The organism is Leifsonia araucanica (assembly GCF_051161895.1).
Classification (GTDB): Bacteria; Actinomycetota; Actinomycetes; order Actinomycetales; family Microbacteriaceae; genus Leifsonia.
The window spans coordinates 1983865-1997112 of sequence record NZ_JBMBTW010000002.1 but is presented as its reverse complement, the minus strand read 5'-3'; the positions used below and the strand labels follow the sequence as shown (position 1 = coordinate 1997112).

The 13248-nt window shown below is 71.3% G+C and carries 13 protein-coding genes; 5 read left to right on the top strand and 8 right to left on the bottom strand.

Features of this window, described 5'->3' with window-relative positions; all coding sequences use genetic code 11:
* The first annotated feature begins 1 nt into the window (after window position 1).
* From ACN6M5_RS09575 to ACN6M5_RS09560, 4 genes are all read left to right on the top strand, one after another.
* Window positions 2–4990 (top strand): ExeM/NucH family extracellular endonuclease, encoded by a 4989-nt coding sequence (locus tag ACN6M5_RS09575; RefSeq protein ID WP_434949443.1) that lies wholly within the window; start codon window positions 2–4, stop codon window positions 4988–4990.
* 140 nt (window positions 4991–5130) lie between these two features.
* A complete protein-coding gene (locus ACN6M5_RS09570) occupies window positions 5131–5559 on the top strand; it encodes a hypothetical protein (RefSeq protein ID WP_434949442.1) in 429 nt (142 codons plus the stop codon).
* Window positions 5553–5771, top strand: a complete 219-nt coding sequence (locus ACN6M5_RS09565) for a helix-turn-helix transcriptional regulator (protein WP_434949441.1) — start codon at window positions 5553–5555, stop codon at window positions 5769–5771. The genes ACN6M5_RS09570 and ACN6M5_RS09565 overlap by 7 nt, the downstream gene beginning before the upstream one ends.
* Before the next feature lie 35 nt (window positions 5772–5806).
* Window positions 5807–6799: an NAD(P)-dependent alcohol dehydrogenase gene (locus ACN6M5_RS09560; RefSeq protein WP_434949440.1), complete on the top strand. Its 993-nt coding sequence runs from the start codon at window positions 5807–5809 to the stop codon at window positions 6797–6799.
* A gap of 26 nt (window positions 6800–6825) precedes the next feature.
* On the opposite strand, the gene ACN6M5_RS09555 is transcribed toward ACN6M5_RS09560, so the two are convergent.
* From ACN6M5_RS09555 to ACN6M5_RS09530, 6 genes are read right to left on the bottom strand one after another with little or no spacing between them, the layout of a single operon-like run.
* The gene (locus ACN6M5_RS09555) at window positions 6826–7146 is read right to left on the bottom strand and encodes a CHY zinc finger protein (protein ID WP_434949439.1); all 321 of its coding nucleotides are present in this window, start codon (window positions 7144–7146) and stop codon (window positions 6826–6828) included.
* On the bottom strand, window positions 7143–7739 hold the full coding sequence (locus tag ACN6M5_RS09550) for an energy-coupling factor transporter transmembrane component T family protein (protein ID WP_434949438.1): 597 nt from the start codon (window positions 7737–7739) through the stop codon (window positions 7143–7145). The genes ACN6M5_RS09555 and ACN6M5_RS09550 overlap by 4 nt, the downstream gene beginning before the upstream one ends.
* Complete coding sequence (locus ACN6M5_RS09545) at window positions 7733–8419, bottom strand: energy-coupling factor ABC transporter ATP-binding protein (RefSeq protein ID WP_434949437.1); 687 nt, start codon at window positions 8417–8419, stop codon at window positions 7733–7735. The genes ACN6M5_RS09550 and ACN6M5_RS09545 overlap by 7 nt, the downstream gene beginning before the upstream one ends.
* A complete protein-coding gene (locus ACN6M5_RS09540) occupies window positions 8416–9579 on the bottom strand; it encodes a thiolase family protein (protein ID WP_434949436.1) in 1164 nt (387 codons plus the stop codon). The genes ACN6M5_RS09545 and ACN6M5_RS09540 overlap by 4 nt, the downstream gene beginning before the upstream one ends.
* Window positions 9576–10736, bottom strand: a complete 1161-nt coding sequence (locus ACN6M5_RS09535; protein WP_434949435.1) for a class I adenylate-forming enzyme family protein — start codon at window positions 10734–10736, stop codon at window positions 9576–9578. The genes ACN6M5_RS09540 and ACN6M5_RS09535 overlap by 4 nt, the downstream gene beginning before the upstream one ends.
* Complete coding sequence (locus ACN6M5_RS09530) at window positions 10733–11359, bottom strand: biotin transporter BioY (protein WP_434949434.1); 627 nt, start codon at window positions 11357–11359, stop codon at window positions 10733–10735. Before ACN6M5_RS09530 ends, ACN6M5_RS09535 begins: the two co-directional genes overlap by 4 nt.
* A 109-nt stretch (window positions 11360–11468) precedes the next feature.
* Here ACN6M5_RS09530 and ACN6M5_RS09525 point away from each other — a divergent pair, with 109 nt between their 5' ends.
* Window positions 11469–12128 carry a TetR family transcriptional regulator gene (locus tag ACN6M5_RS09525; RefSeq protein WP_434949433.1) on the top strand — a complete coding sequence of 220 codons (660 nt, stop codon included), beginning with the start codon at window positions 11469–11471 and terminating at the stop codon, window positions 12126–12128.
* On the opposite strand, the gene ACN6M5_RS09520 is transcribed toward ACN6M5_RS09525, so the two are convergent.
* Window positions 12109–12489: a DUF3566 domain-containing protein gene (locus ACN6M5_RS09520; protein WP_085368885.1), complete on the bottom strand. Its 381-nt coding sequence runs from the start codon at window positions 12487–12489 to the stop codon at window positions 12109–12111. The genes ACN6M5_RS09525 and ACN6M5_RS09520 overlap by 20 nt on opposite strands.
* Window positions 12490–12569: 80 nt before the next feature.
* Window positions 12570–13205, bottom strand: coding sequence for a ScbR family autoregulator-binding transcription factor (locus tag ACN6M5_RS09515; RefSeq protein ID WP_434949432.1), 636 nt, complete (start codon window positions 13203–13205; stop codon window positions 12570–12572).
* Window positions 13206–13248: the final 43 nt, after the last annotated feature.

Here is a 13248-nt window from a genome sequence, read left to right as displayed (position 1 = left end):
CATGTTGAGAAGATTCGGCAGAGCGTGGCAGATCGCCACCGCAGCCGCTGTGGGGGTCGGGCTCGCTGCCGCACCTCTCACCGCGGTGCCGGCCACCGCCAGCGTCGACGCCACGAGCGTCGTCATCAACGAGGTGTACCTGTCAGGGGGAAGCACGGGCGCCGCGTACTCCAACAAGTTCGTCGAGCTCTACAACCCGTCGAGCCAGCCCGTCACGGTCGACGGCTGGTCGGTGCAGTACCGCCCGGCGACGGGCACGGCGGCGGCCACCGGCCTCACCGCGCTCAGCGGGAGCATCGCCGCCTACGGCTACTACCTCGTGCAGGGCAGCTCCAACGGAGTCAACGGCGCCGCTCTTCCGACTCCGGATGCGACGGGCACGCTCAACCCGTCCGGCTCCGGCGGCACGATCATCCTCTCCAACACCGCCACCGCGGTGACGCCTCCCGTCGGCGACGCCAGGAACGCATCCGGGATCGTCGACCTCGTCGGCTACGGCACGTCGAACACGTTCGAGACCAAGGCCGCCACGGCGCCGGCCGGAAACACCGACGTGAAGTCGCTCACCCGCACCGGGTTCTGGGACAGCGACGACAACAGCGCAGACCTCACCCTGACCGCCACCATCACGCCGCAGAACGCCTCGACGCCGGCGGGCGGCCCCGCGACGGAGCCGGCGCCGGGAGGCACGGACCCCGGCACGGGAGGCGACCCGAGCCCACCGGCCGGTGACAGCATCCCGATCGCCGAAGTGCAGGGCACCACCGACGTCAGCCCGAAGGCGGGCACGACGGTCACCACCAGCGGATTCGTGACGGCCGCGTACGCCACCGGCGGCTTCAACGGCTTCTACATCCAGACCCCCGGCACGGGCGGCGCGATCGACCTCGCGACGCACCAGGCCTCCGACGCGGTCTACGTCTACGGCTCCGCGGCCACCGCGGCGGTCACCGTCGGCCAGTACGTGCAGGTCACCGGTGCCGTCAGCGAGTTCGCCGGACTGACCGAGATCACCCCGGCATCCGCCGCCGGTGTCGTCGCGCTCGACCCAGCCGGACTCACCGCGCCGGTCCCGGCGACGGTCGGCCTCCCGGCGACCGCGGCGCAGCGCGAGTCCCTGGAGGGCATGCTGCTCGCACCGCAGGGCGCGTTCACCGTGACCGACGTGTACTCCACGAACCAGTACGGCGAGATCGGCCTCGCGGCCGGGGAGACGCCGCTGGTCCAGCCAACGGAGACCGCACGTCCCGGCACGCCGGAGTACGCGGCGGCGGTGGCGGACAACGCCGCCCGCGCCGTCACGCTCGACGACGGAGCGTCCACCAACTTCCTCAGCGCGGCCAACAAGGCCAAGCCGCTGCCGTACCTGTCCGTCACCGCGCCCGTGCGCGTCGGCGCGCCGGTCACCTTCACGAAGCCGGTCGTCCTCGACTTCCGCAACAACGTGTGGAAGTTCCAGCCCACCTCCGAGCTGACCCCGGCCACCGCATCCACGGTGCAGCCGGTCACCTTCGGCAACACCCGCGCCGCCGCCCCGGCCGCCGTGGGCGGCGACCTGAAGCTCGGCACGTTCAACGTGCTGAACTACTTCACCACCACCGGTGACCAGCTCACCGGCTGCACGTTCTACACCGACCGCGACGGCAACAACATCACGGTGAACAGTGGATGCGACGCGCGAGGAGCAGCGGACGCCGCCAACCTCAAGCGCCAGCAGGACAAGATCGTCGCGGCCATCAACGGGCTCTCCGCCGACGTCGTCTCCCTCGAAGAGATCGAGAACTCCGCGCGCTTCGGCAAGAACCGCGACGATGCCCTCTCGAAGCTGGTCACCGCGCTCAACACCGCGGCGGGCAGCCAGATCTGGGCGTTCGTGCCGTCTCCGGCAGCCGTGCCGTCCAGCGAGGACGTCATCCGCACCGCGTTCATCTACAAGAAGGCGCACGCTGTGCCGGTGGGCGAGTCGCGCATCCTGATGGATGCGGCGTTCGCCAATGCGCGCCAGCCGCTGGCCCAGGCCTTCAAGAAGGTCGGCACGCCGGACTCCTCCGCGTTCATCGCGGTCGTGAACCACTTCAAGTCGAAGGGGTCGGGAACGGGAGCCGACGCAGACCAGGGTGACGGGCAGGGTGCGTCGAACGCCTCCAGAGTCGCCCAGGCGACGGCGCTCGTCGGGTTCGCGAACACGCTGAAGTCCACGCTCGGCTCCGACAAGGTGCTGCTGATCGGCGACTTCAACGCCTACCTCAACGAAGACCCGATCAAGGTCATCACCGACGCCGGGTACATCGACCAAGTGCACACCCGCACCACCAAGGCGACGTACTCGTTCGGCGGCACGGTCGGCTCGCTCGACCACGTCCTCGCCTCCCCGGCAGCGAACGCGGTCATCACCGGCGCAGACGTCTGGAACATCAACTCCGGCGAGTCCATCGCGCTCGAGTACAGCCGATACAACTACAACGCGACCAACTTCTACGTCGCAGACCAGTACCGGTCGAGCGACCACGACCCGATCGTGATCGGGATGGGGCTCGGCGCCGGCGCGAAGACCGTCAACCTGCTGAACATCAACGACTTCCACGGTCGGATCGACAGCAACACGGTCAAGTTCGCCGGAACCATCGAGAAGCTGCGTGCGGCAGCGGGGGACCAGAACACACTCTTCCTCTCCGCCGGCGACAACATCGGGGCGTCGCTGTTCGCCTCGGCGTCCGCCGGTGACCTCCCGACGATCGAGGTGCTCAACACGCTCGGCCTGAAGGCGAGCGCGGTGGGCAACCACGAGTTCGACAAGGGCTTCTCCGACCTCACCGGCCGGGTCACCTCGGCCGCCGACTTCAGCTACCTCGGCGCGAACGTCTACACGAAGGGCACGACCACCCCGGCGCTGCCGGAGTACGCGACCTTCACCGTGGACGGGCTGAAGGTGGCCGTGGTCGGAGCCGTGACGCAGGAGACCCCGACGCTCGTGTCGCCGGGCGGCGTCGCATCGCTCGACTTCGGCGACCCCGTCGCCGCCGTCAACCGCGTCGCTGCGAAGCTGACGGACGGCAACACGTCCAACGGCGAGGCCGACGTGATCGTCGCCGAATACCACGAGGGCGCAGGCTTCGGCACGCCGGACGGTGCGACGCTCGACAAGGAGGTCGCGGCCGGCGGAGCGTTCGCCGACATCGTGACCAAGACCTCGGCGAAGGTGTCCGCGATCTTCACCGGTCACACGCACAAGCAGTACGCGTGGGATGCGCCGATCCCCGGCGTCTCGGGTGCCACCAGGCCGATCGTCCAGACCGGGAGCTACGGAGAGAACATCGGCCAGATCACCCTCTCGGTCGACGGCGACACCAAGAAGGTCACCGGATACACCGCGGCCAACGTGGCGCGCACGACCGACGCCGACAGCGACCTCGTCGCCGCGTACCCCCGGGTCGCTGCGGTGAAGACCATCGTCGACAAGGCGCTCGCCGACGCGGCGGTGATCGGCAACCAGAAGATCGGTTCCGTGACCGCCGACATCACCACGGCGTACATCGGCGCGGCCCGCGACGACAGGATGTCCGAGTCGACGCTCGGCAATCTCGTCGCAGACTCGCTGGTGTCGACGCTCTCCGCCCCCGACCTCGGCGGCGCGGAGATCGGCGTGGTCAACCCGGGCGGACTGCGGGCCGAACTGCTGAAGGGCACCGACGGCTCCGTCACGTACGCACAGGCCAACGCGGTGCTCCCGTTCGTGAACAACCTGTGGACCACGAGCCTCACCGGCGCGCAGTTCAAGCAGGCGCTCGAACAGCAGTGGCAGACGAACGCGGACGGGTCCGTCCCGAGCCGTCCGTTCCTCAACCTCGGCCTGTCGAAGAACGTGAGCTACACCTACGACGCAGCCCGCGCCGCCGGTGACCGCATCACGAGCATCCTGGTCAACGGAGCCCCGATCGACCCGGCGAAGTCCTACCGGATCGGGTCGTTCAGCTTCCTGCTGCAGGGCGGAGACAACTTCCGTGCCTTCGCGCAGGGCGCGAACACGAAGGACTCCGGCCTGATCGACCGCGACGCCTGGATCGCGTACATCACCGCGAACAGCCCGCTCTCGCCCAGCTTCGAGCGCCGCGGCGTCGCCGTCTCCGGCGTGCCGACCGGCACCCTCGACCGTGGCCAGCAGGTCGCCTTCCAGGTGTCGAAGCTCAACCTGACCTCCCTGGGCAGCCCGGCGAACACCTCGCTGGACCTCACCTGGCAGGGCAGCGCATCCACCCTCCCGTCCATCCCGGTGGATGCGGACGGCGCGGCGACCGTGAGCTTCACGGTCCCGGCGGATGCGGCGGGAGCGAGCGTGCTCGTGCTGCGCGCCCCCGACTCGGGCACGACGGTGCGTGTGCCGTTGCTGGTCGCGGACGCGACCGGCCCCGGCACACACCCGAAGCCGCCGACGAACCCCATCGCGGCCGCCATCGAGAAGCTGATCCAGGCGCTCAAGGATCTGATCCAGGCGCTCGGCAGCGACCACGGGGTGTTCCAACCCGGCGGCACGGTGACGATCAACATCGGCTCGGCGTTCTCCGGCAGCTGGGTCTCCGCGTGGGTGCACTCCACCCCGCAGAAGCTCGGCGGCGGGTGGATGCAGGTCCCGGCCAGCGGTCAGCTCACGGTGACCCTGCCCGCCGACCTGCCCGCCGGTGAGCACCGGATCGCGGTGCAGGACGCCAATGGCGACGTGATCGGCTGGACCGCCATCACGGTGGCGGCGGCGACCGGCCCCGGCGACCCCGGCACCCCGGGCGACCCCGGCACGCCGGGCACGCCGGGCGACCCCGGTACCGGCACCGGCAACGGCGCAGCGGGCTCGGGTGGCGGTAACGGCGTCATCCAGTCCGGTCTCGCGAACACGGGCGCCGACCTGGCACCGGCGTTCGGTGCTGCACTGCTCGGCATCCTCGGCGGATTCGTCGTGCTGCTGATCGTCACGCGCAGGCGCGGCTCGCAGGCCTAGCCGACCGAGTGGCCCCGGACCCCCGCGCACGGCGGACGTCCGGGGCCACTCGCTTTCCATCACGTGTCAAGAATCATTGACATGGAGTGAAGTTTGCTTTACTTTGAGTATGTCAGGTTTGTTTGACATGAGGAGTTGAGATGACGTTCGACGAGAAGAACGCGTGGGCGTTCCTGGTGATCGCGATCGCCGGGTACGCCACCTACCTGGCCGTGCTGTTCGGCACCGCGGCCGGCGCTCCGCTCACCGACGTGGACTACGCGCCCATCCTGCTCTGGACGGTGGGCGGCGCGATCGTCGCCGGCATCGTCGCCGGCATCGTGATCGGCATGGCATCGCCAAAGGGCGCGGACAGGCGTGACCAGCGCGACCGCGAGGTCAAGGCGTTCGGCGACAGGGTCGGTCAGGCGTTCGTCATCATCGGCGCCGTCGCCGCCCTCCTGCTCGCCCTGGTCCGCGCCGACTGGTTCTGGATCGCCAACGTCGTCTACCTGATGTTCGTGCTCTCCGCGGTCGTCGGCTCCATCGCCACGCTGGTCGCCTACCGCAAGGGGCTGCCGGCATGGTGAAGCCCACCAGGGTGACCAACAGCATCCGGTCGTTGCGGTTCGCGGCGAACGAGATGACGCAGGCCGAGCTGGCCGAGCGGGTGGGAGTGACCAGGCAGACCGTCATCGCCATCGAGCAGGGCCGGTACTCGCCATCGCTCGAGATGGCGTTCCAGATCGCGCGCGTCTTCGGGGTGCCGCTCGACGACGTGTTCCAGTACCCCGAAGGCTGAGCGCGCCCGCGCCCCTCCACCGAATCGAGGACCCCATGAGCGACACCGCAACAGCGACGACGATGTCCGCCGTCGTGCAGCACGCATACGGAACCAGCGACGCCCTCCGTGTCGAGACCGTCGCCGTCCCTGTCCCCGGCCCCACCGACGTCGTCGTCGCCGTGCGCGCCGCCGGAGTGGATGCGGGCACCTGGCACCTGATGACCGGCCGCCCGTACCTGATGCGGCTGATCGGCTTCGGCGTCCGCGGCCCCAAGGCGCGGGTGCGCGGCCTCGCGTTCGCCGGCCGCGTCTCGGCGGTCGGCGCCGACGTGACCGACCTGCGACCGGGCGACGACGTGTTCGGCTCTGCAGACGGTGCGTTCGCCGAGTTCGTGCGCGCGCCGCGGTCCGCGCTCGTGCGGCTGCCCGCATCCATCGGCTACGAGCAGGCGGCCGCGGTCCCCGTCTCGGCGGTGACCGCGTTGCAGGCGCTGCGCGCCGCGGCCGTCCCCGCGGGCGGGAGCGTGTTGGTGCTCGGAGCATCGGGCGGCGTCGGCCACTACGCCGTGCAGCTCGCCGTCGCCGCGGGCGCGACGGTCACCGGGGTGTGCAGCACGGCCAAGGCCGAGTTCGTGCGCGGTCTCGGCGCGGCAGAGGTCATCGACTACCGCGCCACCGACGTCACGGCGACCGGCCGCCGCTGGGACGCGATCATCGACACGGCGGGCGACCGCCGCCTCTTCCGCCTGCGCAGCATCCTGGCGCCGTCGGGCAGCCTGGTCATCGTCGGAGGGATGGGCGGTCCGGTCCTCGGCGGCATGGAGCGAGTGCTCGCCGCCGCCGTCGCCAACCGGTTCGTCCGCCAGCGGTTGATCGGTCTGGTCTCGAAAGAGAACGCGTCCGACCTCACCGACCTGGCCGACCTCGTCGACGCCGGGGCCTTCACGCCGATGGTGGATGCGGTGCTCCCGCTCGACCGCGCCGGCGAGGCCATCGACCTGGTCGCGTCAGGAACGGTGCGCGGGAAGGTGGTCGTGGTTCCGTGAGGGGTTGACCCCGACCACCCGTCGCGTCAGACCTCGAAGTACAGCTCGGTGTGCAGTTTGCACCCCGGATTGAACGCCGCGCCGCACGCCGGGCAGGCATCCGCCCCGAGGTACTCGGTGACGGTCAGCTCGTGCTCGCACACCCCGCAGAGCACCGCGCGTTCGTCGCGACGGTCGAGCGGCCACTGCTCCGCCGGATGGTCGGCCGCCTCCGCGTGGCACAGATGGCACGGGTAGTACTCGCCGCAGCAGGCGAACCGGATGGCGATCACGTCGAGTTGCGTCCGGTAGTGGATGCACCGGGTCTGGTCGTCGACGGTCGGACCGAGCACGCGCATCCCGGTCATCGGACGCCTCGCGCGGTGAGGGCGTCGCCGAGGTCGTCGGCGTGTTTGAGCGAGACGACGAGGAACGGGATCACGAAGCCGACGATACCCGGCCTGGCTCCGCGGGCGCGCTGCGCTTCCCGCACCCCTGCCGCGAGCCGGGACAGCACGGGCACGGTGTTGAGGGTGACCGCGAGCATCAGTGCGACGCGCTGCGCGTCCACCCCGACCCGTTCGAACGGTCGCAGCCCCCGCTCGAACGCGTCGAGGAGCGCGGCGACGCGGGTGGTGAGGACGAGCATCCCGGCGAGCAGGATCGCGGTGACGACGCGCGCCGTGTTCGCGACGGCCGCCTCCGCGTCGAGGAAGATCAGCTGACCGACCAGCGTGATGACCACCACCCAGCGGACCGCGACCACCTGCCGGCCGAGCTCCCGCATCCCGAGCCCGCAGACGAGGTAGCCGACCACGGCGATCGCCGCTGCGACCCCGGCCGCCCACCAGGTGGACGGCAGGAAGGAGACGCCGAGCACGACCGCGAGCAGCACGGCGGCCTTCGGTCCGGCCGGGGCGCGGTGCATCCACCCGGTGCCGGGGCGGTAGAGGGTCACCATCGCAGGCTCGCCTCGTACGCGGCGATCACGTCCGCCGGAGCGCCCACCGCGGCGATGCGCCCTGCGTCGAACAGCGCGGCAACCTCGCACCGCTCCGCCAACCGCAGATCGTGGGTGAGCAGCACCAGCTGGTGCCCGGCGTCCTCGAACAGGTGCTCGGCCACGCGGCGGGCGTTGGGCGCATCCAGGTAGGCCGTCGGCTCGTCGGCGATCACCAGCTGCGGCCGCCGGATGAACGCCCCGCACAGCGCGAGCAGCTGCTTCTGCCCGCCGGACAGGTCGTGGGCGGCGCGGTCGGCGAGCCCGGTCAGGCCAAACCGGTCGAGGGCGTCGGCCACCCGCGCGGCGGACTCGGCGGCCGGCAGGCGCTCGCTGCGGAGGGAGAACGCGGCGTCCTCCGCCACCGTCGGCATGATGATCTGCGCATCCGGGTTGCTGAACACCACACTCACCAGCCGCCGCAACGCGGAAGCCTGCCTGCCCGGGTCGAGCCCGTGCACCCGGACGCTCCCCGAGCTGGGCGCCACGAGTCCGGCCAGCACGCGCGCGAACGTGGACTTGCCCGACCCGTTGGCGCCGACCACGGCGATCCTGGATGCGTCGAGCGCGACACTCACATCGTCGAGCGCGACGGTCTCGCCGAGCCGCACGGTGAGGTGGTCGAGGGCGATGGCGCTCATCGCACCACCTCGAACACGGCCGCGACGCCCATCCCGCCGCCGACGGACGCCGCCGCGACGCCGAGCGTCCCAGGGGGAGCCCCACCGCGCACCAGCCTGCTGAACAGCCGCACCACGGCGACCGCCCCGCTCGCACCCCACGGATGCCCGACCGCCAGCGCACCCCCGTCGGCGCAGACCCGGACGTCGTCGTCGGCCACCCCGATCCGGTCGAGCACGGCGATGGTCTGCGACGCGAACGCCTCGACGATCTCGAACGCCGCCACGTCGGCAACGGTGCGGCCGGTGCCACCCGCGCGACCGAGCGCTTCGATGATGGCCGCCGCCGCCCCAACGCCGGGCAGCGCCGGATCGCAGCCGACCACCGCGTGCGCCCGCAGTGCCAGCCCAGGAACACCCACCCCGCGCAGCGATCCCGGCACGAGCAGCACGGCAGCCGCCCCGTCGCTCACCCGGCACGAGTTCCCGCCGGTCACACTACCGCCCTCGAACAACGGCGCGAACCGGGCCAGCACCCGCTCGTCCGCGCCGGATGCGCCGGATGCGCCGAGCTCGTCGCCCGACACCCCCTCCACCGGGACCAGCTCGCCCGCATACCGCCCGTCGGCCACCGCCGCGAGCGCACGGCGACGGCTGCGCGCAGCATACGCATCCTGACGCGACCGCGGGATGCGGTCTTCCGCCGCCAACCGCTCAGCGGCCTCGGTCATGCCGGGGTCGGGAAATCCGGCGGGCGCGAACGGCGCCCTGTCATACGGGACGCCGTCGACCGACCGCACGGGCGCCGTCGATGCGCTCTCCACCCCGCCCGCGATCCTGGGCCGCTCGTCGCCGCCGCGAATCGCGTTCGCCGCCTCGATGACGGCGGCCAGTCCGCTCCCGCACTGCCGATCCACGGTCATGCCGGGCACCTCGACCCCGAGCCCCGCGAGCAGCGCAGCGACCCTGGCCGGGTTGCCGCCCGGTCCCATGCAGTTGCCGAGCACGACGTCCGCGACGGTAGGGGTGGGATGCGGGGGAGTGGATGCTGCAGCCCAGTCATCGAGCACCGCGCGCAGCACGGGCGCGGCGAGCCGGTCCACGGTGGCGTCCGCCAACCCGCGGCCACGTGTGGCGATCGGGGTGCGGCGTGCCGCCACCACGATGGGATCGCCGCTCACAGTCCGCTCACTTCACCCGCGAGGACGCTGCGCAGCAGCTCCGCCCGCGCGGGCTTCCCCGACGCGGTGCGGGGCAGCGCGTCCATAACGAACCACCGCCGAGGGACGTGCGTCGGCGCGAGCACCGCACGGGCCTGCGCGCGCAGCCCACCAGCGAGAACCCCATCCTCCCCATCACCCCGCGCCAACTCCAACACCGCCGCCACCAGCGCCCCGACCCCGTCGTTCGGCAGCCCGAACACCACGGCATCCGTCACGCCCGGCAACCCGAGCAGCGCGGTCTCGACCTCCGCGGGCACGACGGTCGCCGCCGCCGTGAGAATCGCGTCGTCCGCCCTCCCCGACAACCGGATGCGCCCATCCACGAGTTCCGCCCGGTCGCCCACCGTGCACCAGGCGCCGTCCCGCCGCAGCGGTCCGTCGCCGCCCAGATACCCCGAGGCCGCATACGGCGACCGCACCCACAGCTCGCCGTCGCGGATCTCCACCTCCACCCCCGGGAACGGTCGCAGCCCGTCGCCGTGGTCGACCGCGACGAACGACAGCTCGGCCGCGCCGTAGTACGCCACCACCCGGATGCCGCGCTCCTCCGCGCGGGCGCGCGTTCCCGCATCCAGGTCGGCGCCACCGACGAGCGCCGCCCGCAGCAGCGGTGTCGCGGCCGGGCCGGCGTCGAGGATCGTGCGGAGCGCGCGCGGCGTCCCGTGGAACAGGGTGGCGTCGGCGAAGTCGCTCGCGACCACCGCGTGCCCTTCCGGCATCAGCAGCTCCGGGCCGCCCTCCGCCGCCCGGGCGATCGAGAACAACGACAGCGACGACGCCGCGGGTGCCGGGAGCGCCAGCACGTCCCCGTCCTGCACGCCGAGCAGAGCATCCACTGCCGCGAACGACGCGGACCACGACTCCACGCTGCGCACCACGATCCGCGGCGCGCCCGTGCTCCCCGAGGTGAGCGTCGCCCACCCGATCCCCGGCAGCGGCCCCGCCGCCTCCGCGGCCGCGCGCACCTGCCGCCACTGCTTCTCCGGCCACCGGTCGTCGCCGACCAGCGGCACATCGCCCGCAGCCCGCACCGAGTGGATGCGGCCGATCAGCTCGCGCGCCGCACCCGCGGTCGCCGAACCCGCCCCCACCAGCGGCACGATCACCACGGTCACGACACCCCGGCCTCGTCGCGCACCGGCTCGCGCTCCTCGTCCGCCCGCACGCGCCCGCGCGTCCGGAACGCCCGCGGGTATGCCCGCGCCAGCGTCATCGTGATGGCCACCGCCAGCGCCGCCTTGATGAGGTCGCCGGGCAGGAACACCGTGCTCTGCAGCGCCGTCTCCGCGAGGGGGAGGCGGGTCACGAGTGCCTGGACCGGGATGCCGAACGCGTAGATCGTGATGATGCCGCCGGTGATGATGCCGACGATCGTCCTCGTCCAGGTGGGGGTGCGGCCGCCCGCGTGCACGATCAGTCCGATCACGAACGCGCCGACCACCCAGCCGAACAGGTAGCCGGCCGACGGGCCGACGAAGACGCCGATGCCGCCGCGGCCTCCGGAGAGCAGGGGGAGGCCGACCGCCACCAGGGCGAGCAGTACCAGCATCGAGAGGGCGCCGCGCCACGGTCCGAGGATCGCTCCGGCGAGCATCACCCCCAGCGTCTGCGCCGTGATCGGGACGGCGCCGAACACCGAGAAGCCGCCGGGGAGGCCGAGGACGGCCACGATGGCGGCGAAGACCGCGATCCTGGCGATGTCTGTCGCGTCGATGCGCGTGCTGGCGGGTCGGGACATGGGGGGCTTCCTCACGGTCGGGGTGCGGGTGCTGCTCCGTAACGCCGTCCACCGGAAAGCTCCGCACCTGAACACCGTTCACCTGAACAGCGTTCACTATACTGATCGGGTGACGGAAACGGAAAGCACCGGCAGGCGGCACACCCGCGACGACGTGGCGCGCACGGCCCTGCGCATCCTGGACGACCACGGCCTCCCCGACCTCACCATGCGCCGCCTGGCCGCTGCCCTCGACGTGCAGCCGAGCGCCCTCTACTGGCACTTCCCGAACAAGCAGACGCTGCTGGCCGAACTCGCCGACCGCATCGTCTCCCACGGCCGCCCCGTCGCGACGGCCACCGCATCCACCGCCACCGCATCCACCGCCACCGCATCCACCGCCACCGCGCCCACCGACTGGATGCACGCCGTCCGCTCCGAGGCCGCCACGCTCCGGGATGCGCTGCTCGCCTACCGCGACGGAGCCGAGGTGGTCTCCAGCACGTTCGCCCTCGGCCTCGGGTCCACCGCCGCCGTCGACCGGCTCGCCTCCGCCGTCGCGCTCGGCGGGTTCGACGACCACACCAGCGGCCGTGCGGCGACCGCGCTGCTGCACTTCATCCTCGGGCACGTCTCGCACGAGCAGCAGCGGATGCAGTACGACAGCTTCGGCGTGCTCGCCGACGGCGTGACCGCATCCAGCATCGACGAGGACGACCCCGCTGCGGCATTCCGGTTCGGCGTCGACCTGCTGGTCGGCGGGTTGGAGTTCAGTCGCTCCCGAAGGTGAGCTTCCAGCCGCCGACGACGCGGGTGGCCAGGTTGAACAGGGCGGCGAAGATCGCGCCGAGCGCTGACACCACGATCAGTTCGAGCAGTGCGACCACCAGCGTGAACGTGAGCATGTTCGAGAACGTCAGGTCGGAGACCAGCGCAGAGCCTTGCGTCCCCGCGATGCTCTCGAGGAAGTCGCGGAGGGAGCCGATCGCGCCGAGCTTGTCGAGCACGCTCCACACCAACAGGGCGATCACCACCGTGAGCACGGCGAGCACGACGGCCACCAGGAACGACAGCTTGAGCGCCGACCAGAAATCGATGTAGACCATGCGCATCACTGCGCGTTTACTTTTGGCCTTCCGTGCTGCGCTCATATCGGCCCCTCCCGGTGTCGCTGTTCGCCACCATGATTCAGAGGCGATCCCCGCTGTCAGTGTAACGGCGGGCGCGACGTTCAGCCCTCAGGGACGAGCAGGGGAAGCGTCGACAGCGCCTCGTACCTCTCCGGCGGCACGATGCCGGGCAGGAGCACGATCCACAGCTCTCTGACCCGCTGCAGCAGGTCGGCGCGGTCGGAGAGGGTCTCCGAGACCAGCTGCACACCGGTGAACGCCGGGATCAGGAAATGCGCGAACATCGACGGGTCCACCGTCGCGACGATGTCGCCTTCCGCGATGCCGCGGACGGTGAGGTCCTCGACGGCGCGCAGCCAGTCGTCGTACGGGCCGTCGACGGGCTGCTCGAACCCCGACCTGTCCGTGGTCAGCCGGATGCCGGCCTTGACCACCGGGTCGGTGAGCAGTTGCTGGGCGAGTCCGGCGCAGAGCAGCACCATCGTCTGCAGGGCCGGCAGCTTCTTCGCCATGATCTCGGAGCCGGAGGCGAACGCGCGCTCGTGCTGCTCGTCGATCACCGCCCTGGCGATGTCGTCCTTCGACTGGAAGTGGAAGTACAGCGCGCCCTTCGTGACAGAGGATGCTGTGGCGATGTCGGCGATCGAGGAGAGGCCGTAACCCGAGCGCTCGAACGTCTCGGCTGCGCCGAGGATGATGGCGTCTCTGGTGGCTTGGGCGCGCGCCTGTTTGACCATGAGGTGGGTTCTCCTATGGGGACGACGACGAGTGTCGTGTGGG

Coding starts and splice junctions, on each gene's coding strand:
- ACN6M5_RS09575 (WP_434949443.1), top strand. CDS start 2: ATGTTGAGAAGATTCGGCAGAGCGTGGCAGATCGCCACCGCAGCCGCT.
- ACN6M5_RS09570 (WP_434949442.1), top strand. CDS start 5,131: ATGACGTTCGACGAGAAGAACGCGTGGGCGTTCCTGGTGATCGCGATC.
- ACN6M5_RS09565 (WP_434949441.1), top strand. CDS start 5,553: ATGGTGAAGCCCACCAGGGTGACCAACAGCATCCGGTCGTTGCGGTTC.
- ACN6M5_RS09560 (WP_434949440.1), top strand. CDS start 5,807: ATGAGCGACACCGCAACAGCGACGACGATGTCCGCCGTCGTGCAGCAC.
- ACN6M5_RS09555 (WP_434949439.1), bottom strand. CDS start 7,146: ATGACCGGGATGCGCGTGCTCGGTCCGACCGTCGACGACCAGACCCGG.
- ACN6M5_RS09550 (WP_434949438.1), bottom strand. CDS start 7,739: ATGGTGACCCTCTACCGCCCCGGCACCGGGTGGATGCACCGCGCCCCG.
- ACN6M5_RS09545 (WP_434949437.1), bottom strand. CDS start 8,419: ATGAGCGCCATCGCCCTCGACCACCTCACCGTGCGGCTCGGCGAGACC.
- ACN6M5_RS09530 (WP_434949434.1), bottom strand. CDS start 11,359: ATGTCCCGACCCGCCAGCACGCGCATCGACGCGACAGACATCGCCAGG.
- ACN6M5_RS09520 (WP_085368885.1), bottom strand. CDS start 12,489: ATGAGCGCAGCACGGAAGGCCAAAAGTAAACGCGCAGTGATGCGCATG.
- ACN6M5_RS09515 (WP_434949432.1), bottom strand. CDS start 13,205: ATGGTCAAACAGGCGCGCGCCCAAGCCACCAGAGACGCCATCATCCTC.